Origin of the sequence: Paenibacillus kyungheensis (assembly GCF_028606985.1) — a bacterium.
Lineage (GTDB): Bacteria > Bacillota > Bacilli > Paenibacillales > Paenibacillaceae > Saccharibacillus > Saccharibacillus kyungheensis.
Window position 1 is genome coordinate 698,207 of the sequence record NZ_CP117416.1, and the last position, 16,794, is coordinate 715,000.

Consider the following 16,794-nt stretch of genomic DNA (forward strand, 5'->3'; position numbering starts at 1 on the left):
GAGGTATATAGATGAATTGGAGAAAAGCGATGACAGCGACTGTTGCTATCAGTACATGTGCGTTGTTGATGAGCAGTACGATATGGGCACATGGTTATATTGAACAGCCTGCTAGTCGTGCTTACAAAGGATCGAATGCACTGGGGCTGAATACCAATGTAGGCAGTGCACAGTATGAACCGCAAAGTATCGAAGCACTCAAAGGATACCCTGCGGCAGGGCCAGCAGATGGACATATCGCTAGTGGAGGGGTTGCAGGTTTTGCACCATTAGATGAGCAGACATCTACCCGCTGGCACAAAACGGATATCAAAACAGGTGCACTTAAAGTGCAATGGAAATTAACAGCTCAACATGCGACAGCCAGTTGGAAATATTATATGACCAAACAAGGCTGGAATCCAAATGAGCCACTAAAGCGCAGTGCATTACAAGAAATTGCAGTCATTAATGATAATGGAGCCAAGCCATCTGCGAATGTGAGTCAGACGATTAATATTCCATCGGATCGTAGTGGTTATCATGTGATTTTGGGCGTATGGGATATTAGTGATACTGCCAATGCTTTTTATCAAGTGATCGATGTGAATGTTACAGGTCAGGGTACAGGAGGCACCCCACCGACTACCCCTACTAATCCAGACCAACCTTCTGCTAATAACGCTTGGACTGCTTCTGGGATTTATGTAGGTGGAGATACGGTCAGCTATAACGGCAAAACGTATCGTGCCAAATGGTGGACAAGTGGAGAAGCTCCGGGTACATCGGATGTGTGGGAATTGCTGGCACGATTGCAGTAAATTCATGTTTGCTATATCATGTCCAGTTCAATCTGTTTTTTGAAATAGTTCTATTGGATTTGAAATAACAATACAGCTCAAAGCCCATCTATATCGAATCCAGTAAGAGGTACTGGCTCGGTGTAGATGGGCTTTTTTTGAATTGGAGTGTATCTAAATGCGTAAAAGAGGAGAGGTTATACCGAACGAGCGAGTTGTCCATTCATCAGTAAGCGAGTGGTTAGATATTTACGAGCATCAGCAGTAATAAGATGAAGATCATCATACTTAGTACTAGAGCGATCTTTACTAAATTTGACCAGTGCGCCTTCCAGATTTTCCTGAATCGCAACTACTACATATCCGCTATCTAGAAATTGATCGATCGCCAGCTTTTCTTTTTCAAAATCAGCGAACGCAGACATTATCGTATTCCTCCGCTTACTTTTTCTGCTGTAGAAGATAACTCTACTGTAGGTACTTCAAACCGATTACGGTGCAAATATTGACCTGCTCCCGGTGTACCGACAAATTGTTTATCTCGAATAACAAATTCGCCTCTGCTCAGTACAGATACCGGCTCACCTGTAATTTCTATACCTTCAAAAGCATTATAATCCACATTCATATGATGTGTTTGTACAGAGATCGTTCGTTTCACTGTAGGATCGAAAATAACGATATCCGCATCGCTACCGATTGCAAGTGTACCTTTTTGCGGAAAAAGTCCAAATAGACGTGAACTAGCGGTAGCGATAATATCAACAAATTTGTTAAGTGAGATACGCCCCTTAGCCACCCCTTCAGAGTACAATACGCTGAATCGATCTTCGATCATCGGACCGCCATTCGGAATTTTGGAGAAGTCATGCAGTCCCAGATCTTTTTGCCCTTTAAAATTAAAAGAACACTGATCAGAACCGATCGTTTGCAGACTGCCATTCCAGAGTGCATCCCAGAGAACATCTTGATTCCATTTCTCACGTAGAGGAGGAGACCATACATATTTAGCACCTTCAAAATCGGGTTTCTCCAGATCGCTCTGATCCAACAGTAAATATTGCGGACATGTTTCTCCATATACACGTAGACCTTTACGGCGAGCTTCTTCGATTTTGTAGACAGCTTCAGCACAGGTTACATGGACTACGTATAATTGTGAATCGGTAAGACCGGTAAGATAAGCGGCACGTCCAGTCGCTTCGCCTTCCAATTCAGGAGGACGCGTCAGTGCATGATAGATCGGATCAGTCTGTCCAGCGGCGAGTGCTTGTTCAACCAGATATTCGATCACATCGCCATTTTCAGCATGTACCATAACCAGTGCGCCTTCACGTTTAGCAGTCTGTAACGTTCTGAATAGTGTACCGTCATCAGCTTGAAACGTATTTTTGTATGCCATAAATACTTTAAAAGAAGTGATACCTTCATTTTCAATAATCTGAGGTAATTCATCCAGTACGATATCGTTAATCTCGGACACCATAAGATGGAAGCTATAATCAATTACTGCTTTGTCTCGTGATTTGTTATGCCATGTATCTACAGCACTTTGCAATGTATTGCCTTTGGTCGTTAAGCAAAAATCGATTACTGTCGTCGTTCCACCGAATGCAGCTGCTTTGGTGCCGGTCTCAAAATCATCAGCAGTTACTGTACCACCGAAAGGCATATCCAGATGAGTATGAGGATCTATCCCTCCTGGAAAAACATAACAACCACTTGCATCAATAATTTCTGCACCTTCAGCTTCTACATGAAGTCCTATACTGGCAATAATCCCATTTTCGATTAATAAATCAGCGACATACGTATCTGATGCCGTGACAATCGTTCCATTTCGAATAATCTTTTTCATCCAATCACCTCTGCTCCAGTATAGGAATTATTCAGTGAACCGATCATTTTTTGACGATCGTTCCAGCTCATCGGTGCCATGCCATTTTCGATTTCGATCATATCTATTGCTCCATCAACAGGGCATACAATCGAACATAGATTACAACCTACGCAATCTTCTTCACGCACTTGCAAAATACTTTTACCTTCGGCATTTGTTAACATATCTATACATTGGTGAGAAGTGTCTTCACAAGCAATATGGCACTTGTTACAGTTAATACAATTGTCTTCATTAATACGAGCAACCACCTGATAATTAAGATCCAGATCACCCCAGTTGGAGTAACGGGATACACTTTGACCAATCAGTTCATGAACTGATGTTAGACCTTTATCATCTAAATAATTATTCAGACCATCAATCATTTCTTCAACAATACGGAATCCATGATGCATCGCTGCGGTACAGACTTGAATCCCTGTAGCGCCCATTAACATAAATTCAACCACATCTTGCCATGTGGAGATACCACCTATACCGGATATCGGTACGCCTACATTGATATCACGCGCACATTCAGCTAACATATTAAGCGCAATCGGCTTTACTGCTGGCCCGCAATATCCGCCATGTGCACCTTTGCCTCCTACATGAGGAATCGTATTCCAGCTATGGATATCAACACCGGCTAGACTATTAATCGTATTGATAAGACTAATCGCGTCCGCTCCGCCTTTAACAGCATGACGGGCAACTACAGTAATGTCTGTGATATTTGGTGTTAATTTTACAATCACAGGTGTAGTTGCTACTTCTTTAGCCCATGTGGTCTGTGCTTGCACAAGATCAGGTTGTTGACCGGAAGCGGCTCCCATGCCACGTTCAGCCATCCCGTGCGGACAACCAAAGTTAAGTTCTAGTCCATCCACACCTACATCTTCGACTCGCTTTACAATTTCATGCCATTTGTATTGTGTTGGCTCCACCATAAGTGAAGCAATGACTGCATGATTGGGGAATCGCTTTTTCGTTTCATAGATTTCTTTGAGATTCACATCCAACGGACGATCAGAGATTAATTCAATATTGTTAAATCCAGCCACTCGTTGTCCATTGAAATTAACGGCTGCAAATCGGGCAGATGTATTAATAATCGGATCACCCAGCGTTTTCCAGACAGCTCCGCCCCAACCTGCTTCAAAAGCACGTTGTACTTGATACCCTGTATTGGTAGGTGGCGCAGAAGCGAGCCAGAACGGGTTAGGGGAACGTATACCTGCAAGATCAATACTCAAATCTGCCATAATTAACAACCTCCTATAAATATCATTTCATCTATACCATAAAAGAGAACACCTTATACGATCGAACTTAGGGAATGATCTTGTTGTGGAAGCAAATGTTTGCTAATAGCATAAGCGGCTAATTTGCCTTGTTGTGCTGCTGATACAACCATCGCTTCACCTTGACCTGCTCCGAATATAATATCGCCAGCCGCATATACTTTAGGATTGGAAGTACGATGAGTAGAAGTATCTATTTTGACAACCCCCCATGAATGTTCCAGTCCGAAATGTTCGATAAGATCTGTACGACGTTCTTGTCCAATCGCTGTCACAACAGCATCTACAGGCATTAAGAATTCAGAACCTTCGACAGGCATTGGTACTAATCGTCCATCTTTACCGATTTCACCTGTTAATTTCATTTGTACACATTCTAGATGGGTGACTTTACCTGTAGCATCACCGATAATTCGTTTCGGTAAAGTTAACCAGTTGAATTCTACGCCTTCTTGTTTAGCAAATTCATACTCAAAATCATAAGCAGTCATTTCTTCACGTGTACGACGATAGACCATTTTGACATTGGCAGCACCCAAGCGTACAGAACAGGTAGCTCCATCAATTGCAGTATTTCCTGCGCCGATCACAGCTACTTTTTTGCCGAGCAGATTGATATTAGGTTGACCTGTTTTGGTCTGTTCAACCAGTTGAATCGCATCATAGACACCTTCTAGCTGTTCACCTTCTATACGAATAGGAGGGACATATCCCATTCCGGCAGCTAATACGACAGCATCATATTCAGCCAGCAGTTGTTCAGAAGTGATATCCACGCCTACTTTCATATTAGTACGAATATCGACGCCTAATTGTTGAACTTGTTGCACTTCCCAGAGAGAGATGGACTGAGGTAAACGGAATGACACAATACCATGTGTATCCAGTCCGCCTGCAAGTGGTTTGGATTCGTAGATCACCACCTGGAATCCTTCGCGTGCTAATTCACGAGCAGCAGCTAATCCAGCAGGGCCTCCACCAATGACAGCCACTTTCTTTTCATTTGATATACCTGCTTCGAATAATTGAGCATCTTTTTCGATAGCCCAATCGGTGGCATACCGTTGTAATCTACCGATATCTATTGGTTTTGAACTTTCATTGAGTACACAGGCGCCTTCACATAGTTCTTCTGTTGGACAGACACGTGCACAACTGGCTCCAACAGGATTAGCATCCATAATCGTATAGGCAGCACCTTTTAGGTTGTCGGTAGCGATTCGTTTAATAAAAGAAGGGATATTGATTCCGGTAGGACAAGCTGTTATACAGGGGGCATCATAACAGTATAGACAGCGATTCGATTCTTCTATAGCTCCCTTATGGGTTAGACCAGGCTCTGCTTCAGCAAAGTTGCGCATAAACATATCTGGTGAAAATGAAGTAAATGTAGAAGAATGTTCCATCGGTTAAACCTCCTTAGAATTCTTTATGTTTATGATGTTAAATAATGTAACACATTTTAATAGTTTTTCGATATATTTTAGAATTTTTTGTTGAAAATATTTATAAATAACATCAAAATCATAAATATAGTATAATTTATATCTATATAAGTTATGTATTCTGACATTTATATATTAAAACTATAGTCAATGTGTCTTTTTTTTACACTAGACAGAGTGTCTAATTTCGAAAGTTAATTTTTGACGACTGTTTTGAAATGATTGGAATAGAGCAACAAAGCTAGAAGTAGCGCAGAGACAGGTCCGGTTGAACGTTACTTTAGCAGAGTTTAATCTATTCGTTGCTTACAGAAAGGTGGGGGAAATATGGATAGTAACCGTATGTTTACAATCGAAGATGCGATGACAAGACCTTTATTTGCTCAAGCAGAAGTGATCGGTGGAAGTCGAGGAATTTCCAATTCTGTTCGCTGGGTGCATATTCTGGAAAGTTCCAATTTTGAAAGTTTAATTCATGGCGAAGAAATGATTTTGACAACAGGGATACAATTCCATAGTCAACTGACAACAGCGCTTGAATTTATGGACAATTTAATTCAGAAAAAAGCAGCCTGTCTTTGTATTGAATTAGGCGACTTTTTTCAAACGATTCCGGTTGAAATGATTGAGCTTGCTGATCGGTACGATTTTCCATTGATCATTTTTAAAGAAACGGTACGCTTTGTAGATATTACATTGGATCTCCATTCCTTAATTATTAATCATCATCACCGGATGCTTCAAAAGTTAGAACGTATTTCGCGTGAATTCAATCGACTAACATTAACTTCGCAAGGTACTCATAAAGTGTTACAACTACTTCATCAAAGCACCCATCATCAAGTAGTTTATTTACAGTTGCAAGGCAAACCTTCTTTTTTTCCAGCATTGTCTCCTGATAAACAACGCCCGTTATTACAATTTTTCGCAGAGTTTAATGAAAGTATGGATGGTGTACAGCATGATACTGCGCCCTATTTTCGCGAATATGAACAGCAAAGTATTGTATTAAAACCTGTAGGTGCTTTGGATCAGACATGGGCATATATTATGTTGATCTGTCCGCACAAACCGCAAGAATATGAGTGTTTATTGCTAGATTCAGCTTCTCTTTCAATCGCTCAAGAATTGTTGCGTACCCGTTATATGGAAGAACGCAAATTATTTTCGGAAAATTTATGGGTCGAGGAATTGATCTACGGACGTATCGAAGACGAGAATCGACTCAAAAGTCTGATCGGGCCTGATTTTAATATGATGAACGAATTGCCTTATCGTGTCTGTCTGATCGAGATCGAAAATCCTCAAGATGTAAAATGGAACAGTTCAGAAAATGAGTGGGAATCGATCACATTCCATCTTTCGCTGGTATTGCGTTCAATTTTTGAAAAGTATCTGTTCCATCCGTTAATCACGCTCAAAAATAATCGCCTGACAGTTATAGCGCTGGATAGACAAGCCAAAATGCCTGCGAAGCCAAGACTTCAACAGGCATTACAATCGCTCCAACAGATTCATTCCGATGATAAGCTCAAGCATTTGAAATTAATTATCGGTGTTAGTAAAGCAGGGCATCATTTGAAAAATGCTTCAGCCAGTTATCAGGAAGCAGTACAGGCATTGTCCCTTTATAATTGCTCTGAGAGTACGTTGCTATTTTATGAAGAATTAGGTGTTTTTCAATTACTGCTTAGTCTTAACGATGGCAAAACACTACAGACATTTATTCGCAACTATCTAGGGCCTTTAATCGATCACGATCAGACCAAAGGCAGTGAGTTACTGCTTACACTACGAGTGTATCTTGATCATGACGGTTCCAAACAGATTGCTGCTCAGAAATTATTTATTGTTCGTCAATCGTTATACTATCGGTTGGACAAAATTACAGAATTGTTAGGTGAAGATTATATGTCACCTGAAAATCGCATATCGATTCAAGTAGCTTTGCGTGCGTATCAATTTCTGTATCCTGAAAAAATGTCGTTACCTAATGCTCACTCATCACATGTTTGAACGTAGCAATCAAGAACTCCAAGTCTTCGTCGGTTGAAGATAGTGGAGGTGCAAATGTAAGTACATTATTGTAGCCAGCGACCGTATCGCCATTTTTGCCGATAATCAATCCTTTACCTTTACAACCGGCAATAATGGATTTTACGATATCCAGGGAAGCTGGTTTTTTGCTGGTTTTATCTTCGACCAGTTCTACACCTGTCACCAGACCGAAGCTACGAATATCACCAATCAGAGGATGATCGACAATCTCCATCATAGCTGTATTGAGACGTTGCCCTAACAGACGAGCACGTTCAATTAGATTTTCTTGTTCGATCACTTCTAGATTACGTAGTGCTAAGGCGCATGCCGCTGGATTACCACCAAATGTATTCACATGGCGGAAATGTCCATAATCATCGGTTTTATCTTTGAATGCTTCATAGATATCTTTGCGTACAGCAGTAGCAGAGAGAGGAAGATAACCACTCGTTAATCCTTTAGCCATCGTCACAATATCAGGTTTCACTCCAAAATTATGATGACCGAACTTTTGACCAGAACGTCCAAATCCACAGATTACTTCATCCATAATCAGCAATACACCATGAGTGCGACAGATTTCTTGTACACGATCCATATATACTTGATGAGGAATAATAATACCGCCACCTGTAATCACAGGTTCCATAATAACAGCTGCAATCGTCTCGACACCTTCCCAGATGATCATATCTTCGATCGCTTGGGCACACTGTAGATTGAATTCTTCGATCGTTTGCCCTGCTGGACGGCGATAACTATCCGGTGGAGCCACATGAAGAAATCCACCGCTCAACGGTTCATATTTATACTTGCGCTGAGCTTGTCCTGTAGCCGCAAGTGCCCCCATAGAACTTCCATGATACCCGCGATAACGTGATATAAATTTGTGCCGATAATGTTGACCAATCTGTTGTTGATATTGACGGGCAATTTTGAAGGCGGCTTCATTCGCTTCAGAACCACTATTTGAAAAGAAGATCACATAATCATCACCAAGCCAGCTATTTAACTTTTCCGCTAAAGCAATCGCAGGCATATGACTTTGTGTTAATGGGAAATAAGGAAGTTGTAACAATTGTTCATAAGCGGCTTCTGCTAATTCTTTGCGTCCGTATCCAACATTCACACACCATAGCCCAGACATGCCATCCATATAACGTTGACCATTAGTATCGGTCACCCATGATCCACTACCTGTAGCCGCAATCATCGGTGGAGCGGCTTCATTATAAGGAGTAATATTATGCCACAGATATTGTTGATCTTTTTTAATAGCTGATTCGTAGTCTGTTCCTAATTCGAGCATGATGATTTCTCCTCCCGGTTATTTCATAATTGAATATCTAGATGTGTATAGTGAGTTTGGAAAGATCGATTTAATAGCGAGCAGTTACCATTTTTTTGCGAGTATAAAATTCAACACCGTCCCGTCCATTAGCATGCAGATCACCATAGAATGACTTTTTATAGCCGGAAAAAGGAAAAAAAGCCATCGGAGCAGGAACTCCCAGATTTACACCTAACATACCAGCATCAATTTCTTCACGAAATTCACGAATTGCTTTGGCGCTATCTGTATAAATACAAGCACCGTTAGCGAATGAAGAAGTATTGGTGATCTTTATCGCTTCACTTACATCTTTAGCTCGTACAATAGATAATACAGGTGCAAAAATCTCATCTTGCCAGATTTTCATATCCGTCGTCACATGATCGAAGATAGTAGGGCCGATAAAATAACCTTGCTCATTCACAGCCTGATCTTGTCGTCCATCACGTACTAATGTAGCTTGTTGCTGTTCTCCAGATTCGATATAAGCAATCGTACGTTCTTTATGAGCAGGACGAATCACAGGCCCTAGAAATACACCTTCATCTGTACCGTTTCCTATCGTGATTTCGTTAGCAGCAATACGTAATCGCTCCACCAATTCATCGGCAATTTGTTCATGTACAACGACTACAGCACAAGCCATACAACGTTCACCTGCCGAGCCGAAAGCCGCTGCAATAATATTTTTGACTGCATGATCCAGATCAGCATCCGGTAATACGATCGAATGATTTTTAGCTCCTGCTAAAGCCTGCACTCGTTTGCCATGCGATGTTCCTGTTTTGTATACATATTCAGCAACAGGCTGTGAGCCGACAAAAGAAATCGCTTTGACCTCTTCATGAGCTAGCAATGTATTCACCACATCATGAGCACCGTGCACAATATTAAGGACAGCTGATGGGAATCCAGCTTCAGCAAATAATTCTGCTAAACGATTAACCAATAATGGCGTTCGTTCAGAAGGTTTGAGTACAAATGTGTTACCACAAGCAATAGCCAAAGGAAACATCCAGCAAGGAACCATCATTGGAAAGTTAAAAGGAGCAATCCCGCCAATAACACCAATAGGATAACGATACATACCAGACTCAATCCCTGTCGCAATATCAGGCAACTGACTACCCATCATCAGAGTAGGGACACCAGCGGCAAATTCTACACATTCAATGCCGCGTTATACTTCACCATATGCTTCTTCCAGACTTTTTCCATTTTCAAGTGTGATCAATGCCGCCAGTTCATCCCAATGCTTCACAAGCAACTGCTGATAATCGAAAAAGTAACGGGCTCGCTTAGGCACAGCGATTTTTTTCCAACTTTGATACGCAGTTTGAGCCACGTGAACAGCATGATCTACTTCTTCACTACTGGATAACGGAACATAAGCGATAAGTTCACCTGTCGCAGGATTGTATACTTCATCCCACTCGGTAGTGGTAGATTCTACCCACTGTCCACCAATATAGTTAGGTACTTTCTGTATCGTCTTGTTGATTACAGACATCTCTAAGAACTCCTTTCAAATCGAGAACATAAGATAGTAGTAATAGATAAGAGCAATAGTGCTATAGGTGATAGAGGAGCAGAATACTACTGTGTTTTGTTAGCCATATCTACAATTTCATTTGTATATGCTTCTTGTACATTGGCGGCTTCTTTAATCACTCCAAATTTCAAAGCAATATCAGCTGTCTGCTGGAACATTTTTTCGTCAGTGTAACCCATTTTGGCTTCATCCATTCCCTGCGGTTGGATTAATTTAGCGACTTCTTGCATCATTTTAAGTTGATGCTCTTTGGTAGTACTGCCTGACTCGGCTTGCTTCATCACACTATCGACAGCGGCTTCAGGATCGGCGATAGCATCTTTCCAGCCTTTTAGCGAAGCACGAACAAATTTGGCGGCTGTTTCTTTGTTAGCATCTAACCACTCTTTATTGGCAAAAAGGTTATCTTCCAACATCGCCACACCTTCATTGTTCATATCAATCACATTGAGATCACTATCTTTGAGACCGGACTCCAACAAGATTTGATACTCGTTATAAGTCATAGCAGAAGCGGCATCCAGTTCACCGCCTAGAAATTGATCCATTGTAAATCCTTGTTTCGTAAAGCTCACATCTTTATTCGGATCAAGTCCATATTTATCGAATAAAGCTAATAATTCAAATTCATTTCCACCCATCCAGTTGCCTACTTTTTTACCTTTTAGATCAGCAGGAGTGTTAATGCCAGCAGTTTTTTTAGATACAAGCACCAGACCACTCTTTTGGAAAATCTGAGCAATTTGGATAAGTGGCATTTCTTGTTCCTGACTGGTCAGCAGACTGCCTACCCAATCTACTCCGATATCTGCGGAGCCTCCGGCAACTTGTTGTTCAGGAACAATATCCGGTCCACCTGGAAGAATTTCAACATTCAGACCTTCTTGCTCATAGTAGCCTTTGTCTTTTGCAACAAAATAACCGGCAAATTGTGCTTGTGGCACCCATTTTAACTGTAATTTCACTGTTACAGGTTCAGTGGAAGTCGTTTCTCCTGTACTTGCCGTTGCACCAGCATCTGTTGAAGTACTTTTCATTCCACCGCATCCAGCCAGTACAGTGATCACAATCACCAACATAATCACAAGACTTGCTTGAATTTTTTGTGGTTTTATTTTCATCTTTCATTCCCCCTGAATCGTTAATCTATCCTGAATAGATGGTTATCAAAGTCAAACCGATGGATGCTATACGCATATATGCTTGTTAGGTCAATTTGAATATTCCAGTTCACTATCAGGTACGCTGAGAAGGATGCCAGCGAATACATACTTTTTCTAATCGTTCTACGATCATATAAAATATAATGCCTGCAATAGCAGCAAGTACGATACATGACCAGCCCAAAGGCATTTTGGCAATTTTAATCGAGTTAGAGAGGAGATAACCGAGTCCTTGCGAAGAGAAGAAAAATTCACCGACAATCGCTCCAATCATACTGGCAGTAGCATTGATTTTGAGAGCAGTGAATACATAAGGTAAGCTGTTTTGGATACGCAAATAACGAAATACTTTTGCTTTATTGGCTGCATAAGAATACATCAGATCAAGCGCTAACGGATTCACAGATGACATTCCTTTGTAAGCATTAAGAGCCATGGCAGCCATCGTTGTTGCAGTGACGATAGCGATTCGAGAACCGATACCGTCACCAAACCACAAATTCATAATAGGGGCGAGCGCTACAATAGGCACAGCATTGAGAGCGGCTACGAGTGTTAGACTTCCTGCACCCCAACGTGGAGAAGCCGTAGCGATAAGAGCAATCACAAATCCAAATAAAGAACCTATGATCATCCCCAAAACAGCCTCAGCCAATGTATATCCTGTATAGGATAGCAATAGACTCCAATTTTCTTGTATAGAGGATGCAATCGCAGACGGAAGAGGAAGTTGATATTTTTTAAGATCAAATATCTTGTGAAAAACCTCGATTTGCCATAACAGCACGAATAAAATACCTAAACAAAGAGGAAGCCATACTTTTCCACCACCTAAAAATGATTTTTTGGAACTATTTCGTGTATGCAAAGGTTGATCTGCGGGTTGTGATTGAAAAGAATCCAGTGTTGTAGAAGAAGTATCAGATAGATATGTAGCTGTTAATTTTTTGTTTTGTAATGATGGTTTTTCCATTAAGAGCGGCCTCCTTTCGAGCGAAATTCCGGCTGCCACGGTGATACGATACGTTCGATCAAGCTAATCAACCAATAGCTGAGTATGCCAAGCAATGCCCCGACAAAGACAGTCGACCAGAACATATACACATGAGAAGGACCATAATAGAGATTACGAAGCATAATCACGCCTATCCCATGTTGCGCTCCCATCAGTTCAACGAGAATAGCACCGGTTACAGCTAGAGGAGCCGCGATTTTTAATCCGCTAAATAGTCCAGGGATAGCAGCCGGTAAGCGTAGCTTCCAATAAATACTCCAAGGCTTTGCCGCATAGGAATACATCAATTCCAGCGCTGAAGGTTCTACACTACGCAATCCGCGTAACATATTTAGCGCTACTGGAAAAAAAGTAATATATCCCGAGATAATAATGCGTGAGATATATTCATCCCGTACAATTCCATAAATAATAGGAGCCAGACCAAGAACCGGAATCATTTGTGAAGCTATCGCATAAGGAAAAGTTAATTTTTCGATCCAGGTGGAGACACTCATTAATATAGCGAGTATCACCCCTGCTAATGCACCGAGTAGAAATCCAATTCCAGCATTTCCGAAGGTTGCACTTCCTTCTTGTATTAATGTGCCACTGTATTGAATACTGGTTGCCAGTACTTTATGAAGATAAGGAAGCTTCGATTGAGCCAAAGGAAGATGACCTATATTTAAAATGGCCCATGATGCAAGCTCCCAGATCACCAGAACAACAGCGATCCACACAACAGCAGGCAAAAGGCGATTGCGTAAAAAAAGGCTATTTCCTTTCATACGTCACACCCCTTCAAAGCTATCGCGAATCTGCGCAATCAATTCAAAAAATTCCGGGCTATTACGCATTTCCTGTGTACGTGGTCTTGGTAAAGGAATCTCCACCACAGCAGATAACCGTCCAGGATGCGGAGATAATACAAATACCCGGTCTGACAAAAAAATCGATTCTGGAATACTGTGAGTGACAAATACAATCGTATTCTGAATTTTATTCCATACCGATAATAATTCTTCATTTAATCGTTCTCTTGAAAATTCATCCAATGCGGAGAACGGTTCATCCATCAGTAGAATCTCAGGCTCCATAGCAAGAGCTCTAGCAATCGCTACTCGTTGCTGCATCCCACCACTGAGTTGCCAGGGATATTGATCTGCAAATTTTTCTAATCCTACCAATTCCAATAATTCGAGCGCTTTGCGTTCACGTTCACTTTTACTAACGCCTGTTAATTCCAGTGGCAAAGCGACATTCTGTTTTACTTTGCGCCAGTCGTATAACACAGGACTTTGAAAAACGATGCCATACTTTTGCGATAATCGTGCTTCTTTAGCGGTTTTACCTGCTACATGAATAGTGCCATTAGTAGGCTGGATCAGATCAGCCATAAGCCGTAGTAGTGTAGTTTTGCCACAACCAGAAGGCCCTAATAGAGAAACAAATTCTCCTTTGGCAATATCCAGACTAACTTGATGAAGAGCCAGTACATCTGCGGTATCTGTAGAGTAACGCATTTCAATATTGTTTAGCTGAATCTCAGGTATGTGTGTTTGATGCGTAACAGTCGAAGCAGTCAAAGACATCTGGTTTCCCCCTTTACAGATTCATAAAACATATGATGATGCTTAATCTAACTAAATAAGTCACATCATAATCAATATCTCGAATGAAATCAATATAATATGTTAGATAATATAACTCTATGTTCGATTAACTAACATATTAAACATAATATGAATTTGTAGCACTAGACAAAAAGTAAGATTGCTATCACAAAATTAAGTCACTTTGTCCAGATCATCGCTGTAAACGCTAAAATCAGAAGAAATCTATCATTTTTTGACAATAAAAAAGGAAAGCGGTATCAATATTGTGCATAAAATTGATATATTAACGAACGATTATGTATAGGTGTATTATTAACATTCGCTTTTTGATTGACAACAATATAATCCTGTCCTAGAATGTAACAAGTAAAGCTGTTTGATATGAAAATAACAACACGTATCAAAGACAGCGAACAGAGTTTTGCGACAATTGAAAAGCACTTCGTATAATCCTGAGAATAGGCTCAGGAGTCTCTACGGATCACCGGAATGATCTCTCTACGGAATGAAGAAATGGCAGTATGGGTTTTCTTTGGCATCTAGTCTAATATCGATATAGGTATAGAATAGATAGTTTTAAAGGTAACATCATGCGCTTTTATTCTGATTTTTAGAGACCCCGATGAACAGCTCGTCCATCGGGGTCTCTTGTCGTTTTCTCTATTCATTTCCAAGAGGAGGAAGATAGCAATAATGGAACGTTTCTTTAAGTTGAAGGAACACGGCACGAGTGTAAAAACAGAGATGGTGGCAGGGTTAACAACCTTCATCACAATGGCATACATTCTGTTCGTCAATAACTTGTTCTTGGGACCGGGTGGAGCAGGCATACCAGCAGAAGGCGTATTTTTTGCTACAGCTGTAGGTGCTGGATTAGTAACTATTTTAATGGGCTTATTTGCAAATATTCCTGTAGCGCTTGCACCAGGTATGGGTTTGAATGCTTACTTTATGACAGTTGTACTTAGCTCCAACGGAATGATTACATGGCAGGCTGCTTTAGGTGCAGTGTTTCTTTCGGGGATTATCTTTATTATTTTAACCATTACCAAAGTTCGTCAGTTACTACTGGTCGCTGTACCACAATCGATCAAATTTGCGATCACTGTAGGTATCGGATTGTTTGTCACTATTATTGGTCTGAAGTTAGGAAATGTGGTTTCAGTATCAGCTACAGTTAAAGGCGTTACAGATGTTGCGCAATTAGCAGCGCCTGTGACAGTCAAAGGTTCTGATTTCCAATTAGCATTAGGAGATTTCATGCATAGCCCGGATACACTACTGGCTATTATCGGGTTATTCGTAATCGGAATATTAATGGTATTACGGGTTAAAGGTGGATTATTGATCGGTATTATCGTTGTCACTTTAATTGGTATTCCAATGGGTGTTACCGATCTAAGTAGCTTGTCGACTGCACATTGGATTCCTTCTTTTGATAATCTAGCTGTAGGGCAATTAGATATCAAAGGCGCAATCGGTATCGGATTATTCGAAATTATCTTTATCTTTACGTTTGTAGAACTATTCGATACATTCGGTACACTTGTTGGTACAGCCGAACGTGCAGGATTGTTCAAAAACAAAGAAGAAGGCGAAAAGAAAATTAGCAAAGCAATGTTGGTAGATGCAGTAGGGGTAAGTGCTGGTGCTGTTCTAGGTACAAGTACGATTACTTCTTATGTAGAAAGTACAGCAGGTGTAGCTGAAGGTGGACGTACAGGTTTGACAGCAATCACAACAGGCGTATTGTTCTTATGTGCATTGTTTATTGCTCCTTTAGCATTGGTTGTTCCTTCTGCGGCAACAGCTCCAGCACTAGTTATTGTTGGTGTACTGATGATGAGTCAGGTAAGCAAGATCGAATGGGACGACTTTATGCAAGCATTCCCTGCGTTTTTAACAATTATCTTTATGCCATTTACAAATGGTATTGCGAACGGGATTTCAGCAGGTATTATTGCGTTCGTTGTTTTAGGATTCTTTAGCAATATCGCTTCTCCGCGCAAAGTAAAAGTACACTGGTTGATGTGGTTATTAGCTATTTTGGTGATCTGTCGCTATGCATTTTTAGGTTCAGAATAATCAAATAGTACGCCCGTGATCATTTCTAGTGCCTTATTTAATAAAAGATTAAATCAATAAATATCAAACACCCCTGTAACAGATCATGAATCTGCTATAGGGGTGTTTGATTTCTTTTCCACAAAATAAACAATAGCTTCATACAAAAACGTCAGATAACCTTCTTCACCAAATGTATCAAAGTAACGCACAAACCGCTCATCAATTCTATAAGTCTCTGCTATACATAACAAAATACGTATATCATCCCCTATAAATTGCGCAAGATACTGACTCCATTGATTAATATAGTGCTGAACTTTATCATCCGAGGGAGAACGATCTTGATATAAAGCAATATTCCGGAAAACACTCTCCATATTTGAAGCAAACTGATCATATGCCTGTTTTTTATCAGAGTCAGATAACTTCTCTATATTTTCTTGAAATTCTTGATAGATTTCTGTATCGCCATAGACTAATTTGGCTTCTAACTCATATTGTTCTTCTATAGAAGGAGTAGTAGAGTCATCGAACAGAGTGAGCTTGGAAATGTCTGTTCTTTCTATATAATGATCCAACTGTTCAATAACTGTGGTCAACTTTTGTTTTTTCGATT

The 16,794-nt window shown here is 40.6% G+C and carries 13 protein-coding genes, 1 pseudogene and 1 riboswitch (1 of these 15 running past the window's edge); of the genes and pseudogenes, 3 read left to right on the top strand and 11 right to left on the bottom strand.

The features are described from left to right. The first annotated feature begins 11 nt into the window (after positions 1-11). Complete coding sequence (locus PQ456_RS03110; RefSeq protein WP_273614818.1) at positions 12-800, top strand: lytic polysaccharide monooxygenase; 789 nt, start codon at positions 12-14, stop codon at positions 798-800. A 176-nt stretch (positions 801-976) separates the two neighbouring features. Here the strand turns inward: PQ456_RS03110 and PQ456_RS03115 are convergent, their stop codons facing one another. From PQ456_RS03115 to PQ456_RS03130, 4 genes are read right to left on the bottom strand one after another with little or no spacing between them, the layout of a single operon-like run. Beyond that, complete coding sequence (locus PQ456_RS03115; RefSeq protein ID WP_273614819.1) at positions 977-1,204, bottom strand: hypothetical protein; 228 nt, start codon at positions 1,202-1,204, stop codon at positions 977-979. Then, positions 1,204-2,637, bottom strand: a complete 1,434-nt coding sequence (gene hydA / locus PQ456_RS03120) for a dihydropyrimidinase (RefSeq protein WP_273614820.1) — start codon at positions 2,635-2,637, stop codon at positions 1,204-1,206. Before hydA ends, PQ456_RS03115 begins: the two co-directional genes overlap by 1 nt. Further along, complete coding sequence (gene preA / locus PQ456_RS03125) at positions 2,634-3,926, bottom strand: NAD-dependent dihydropyrimidine dehydrogenase subunit PreA (protein WP_273614821.1); 1,293 nt, start codon at positions 3,924-3,926, stop codon at positions 2,634-2,636. The genes hydA and preA overlap by 4 nt, the downstream gene beginning before the upstream one ends. 53 nt (positions 3,927-3,979) lie before the next feature. Next, the gene (locus tag PQ456_RS03130; protein ID WP_273614822.1) at positions 3,980-5,371 is read right to left on the bottom strand and encodes an NAD(P)-dependent oxidoreductase; all 1,392 of its coding nucleotides are present in this window, start codon (positions 5,369-5,371) and stop codon (positions 3,980-3,982) included. 366 nt (positions 5,372-5,737) lie between these two features. Here PQ456_RS03130 and PQ456_RS03135 point away from each other — a divergent pair, with 366 nt between their 5' ends. Beyond that, positions 5,738-7,426 carry a PucR family transcriptional regulator gene (locus PQ456_RS03135; RefSeq protein WP_273614823.1) on the top strand — a complete coding sequence of 563 codons (1,689 nt, stop codon included), beginning with the start codon at positions 5,738-5,740 and terminating at the stop codon, positions 7,424-7,426. Here the strand turns inward: PQ456_RS03135 and PQ456_RS03140 are convergent. The 6 genes and pseudogenes from PQ456_RS03140 to PQ456_RS03165 form a co-directional block, all read right to left on the bottom strand. Further along, positions 7,401-8,759: an aspartate aminotransferase family protein gene (locus PQ456_RS03140; RefSeq protein WP_273614824.1), complete on the bottom strand. Its 1,359-nt coding sequence runs from the start codon at positions 8,757-8,759 to the stop codon at positions 7,401-7,403. The genes PQ456_RS03135 and PQ456_RS03140 overlap by 26 nt on opposite strands. A 70-nt stretch (positions 8,760-8,829) precedes the next feature. Beyond that, positions 8,830-10,293 (bottom strand): annotated as a pseudogene (locus tag PQ456_RS03145) (CoA-acylating methylmalonate-semialdehyde dehydrogenase). 86 nt (positions 10,294-10,379) lie between these two features. Further along, the gene (locus PQ456_RS03150; RefSeq protein WP_273614825.1) at positions 10,380-11,456 is read right to left on the bottom strand and encodes an ABC transporter substrate-binding protein; all 1,077 of its coding nucleotides are present in this window, start codon (positions 11,454-11,456) and stop codon (positions 10,380-10,382) included. 115 nt (positions 11,457-11,571) lie between these two features. After that, on the bottom strand, positions 11,572-12,471 hold the full coding sequence (locus tag PQ456_RS03155; protein ID WP_273614826.1) for an ABC transporter permease: 900 nt from the start codon (positions 12,469-12,471) through the stop codon (positions 11,572-11,574). Continuing rightward, positions 12,471-13,283, bottom strand: a complete 813-nt coding sequence (locus PQ456_RS03160; RefSeq protein ID WP_273614827.1) for an ABC transporter permease — start codon at positions 13,281-13,283, stop codon at positions 12,471-12,473. Before PQ456_RS03160 ends, PQ456_RS03155 begins: the two co-directional genes overlap by 1 nt. Before the next feature lie 3 nt (positions 13,284-13,286). Next, positions 13,287-14,087, bottom strand: coding sequence for an ABC transporter ATP-binding protein (locus PQ456_RS03165; RefSeq protein ID WP_273614828.1), 801 nt, complete (start codon positions 14,085-14,087; stop codon positions 13,287-13,289). Positions 14,088-14,533: 446 nt separating this feature from the next. Then, positions 14,534-14,632: riboswitch (purine riboswitch) on the top strand. A 172-nt stretch (positions 14,633-14,804) separates the two neighbouring features. On the opposite strand from PQ456_RS03165, the gene PQ456_RS03170 reads away from it, so the two are divergent. Next, positions 14,805-16,196 carry an NCS2 family permease gene (locus PQ456_RS03170; RefSeq protein ID WP_273614829.1) on the top strand — a complete coding sequence of 464 codons (1,392 nt, stop codon included), beginning with the start codon at positions 14,805-14,807 and terminating at the stop codon, positions 16,194-16,196. Positions 16,197-16,279: 83 nt separating this feature from the next. Here the strand turns inward: PQ456_RS03170 and PQ456_RS03175 are convergent, their stop codons facing one another. Continuing rightward, positions 16,280-16,794: the 3' portion of a MerR family transcriptional regulator gene (locus PQ456_RS03175; RefSeq protein WP_273614830.1), read on the bottom strand. 271 nt of this gene lie beyond the right edge of the window; 515 of the gene's 786 nt are visible here — the last part of the coding sequence; the start codon falls outside the window, past its right edge; it ends in the stop codon at positions 16,280-16,282.

Bases quoted from the DNA above. Each gene is read 5' to 3' on its own strand.
- PQ456_RS03110 (WP_273614818.1), top strand. From the start codon at position 12: ATGAATTGGAGAAAAGCGATGACAGCGACTGTTGCTATCAGTACATGT.
- PQ456_RS03115 (WP_273614819.1), bottom strand. From the start codon at position 1,204: ATGTCTGCGTTCGCTGATTTTGAAAAAGAAAAGCTGGCGATCGATCAA.
- hydA (WP_273614820.1), bottom strand. From the start codon at position 2,637: ATGAAAAAGATTATTCGAAATGGAACGATTGTCACGGCATCAGATACG.
- preA (WP_273614821.1), bottom strand. From the start codon at position 3,926: ATGGCAGATTTGAGTATTGATCTTGCAGGTATACGTTCCCCTAACCCG.
- PQ456_RS03130 (WP_273614822.1), bottom strand. From the start codon at position 5,371: ATGGAACATTCTTCTACATTTACTTCATTTTCACCAGATATGTTTATG.
- PQ456_RS03135 (WP_273614823.1), top strand. From the start codon at position 5,738: ATGGATAGTAACCGTATGTTTACAATCGAAGATGCGATGACAAGACCT.
- PQ456_RS03140 (WP_273614824.1), bottom strand. From the start codon at position 8,759: ATGCTCGAATTAGGAACAGACTACGAATCAGCTATTAAAAAAGATCAA.
- PQ456_RS03150 (WP_273614825.1), bottom strand. From the start codon at position 11,456: ATGAAAATAAAACCACAAAAAATTCAAGCAAGTCTTGTGATTATGTTG.
- PQ456_RS03155 (WP_273614826.1), bottom strand. From the start codon at position 12,471: ATGGAAAAACCATCATTACAAAACAAAAAATTAACAGCTACATATCTA.
- PQ456_RS03160 (WP_273614827.1), bottom strand. From the start codon at position 13,283: ATGAAAGGAAATAGCCTTTTTTTACGCAATCGCCTTTTGCCTGCTGTT.
- PQ456_RS03165 (WP_273614828.1), bottom strand. From the start codon at position 14,087: ATGTCTTTGACTGCTTCGACTGTTACGCATCAAACACACATACCTGAG.
- PQ456_RS03170 (WP_273614829.1), top strand. From the start codon at position 14,805: ATGGAACGTTTCTTTAAGTTGAAGGAACACGGCACGAGTGTAAAAACA.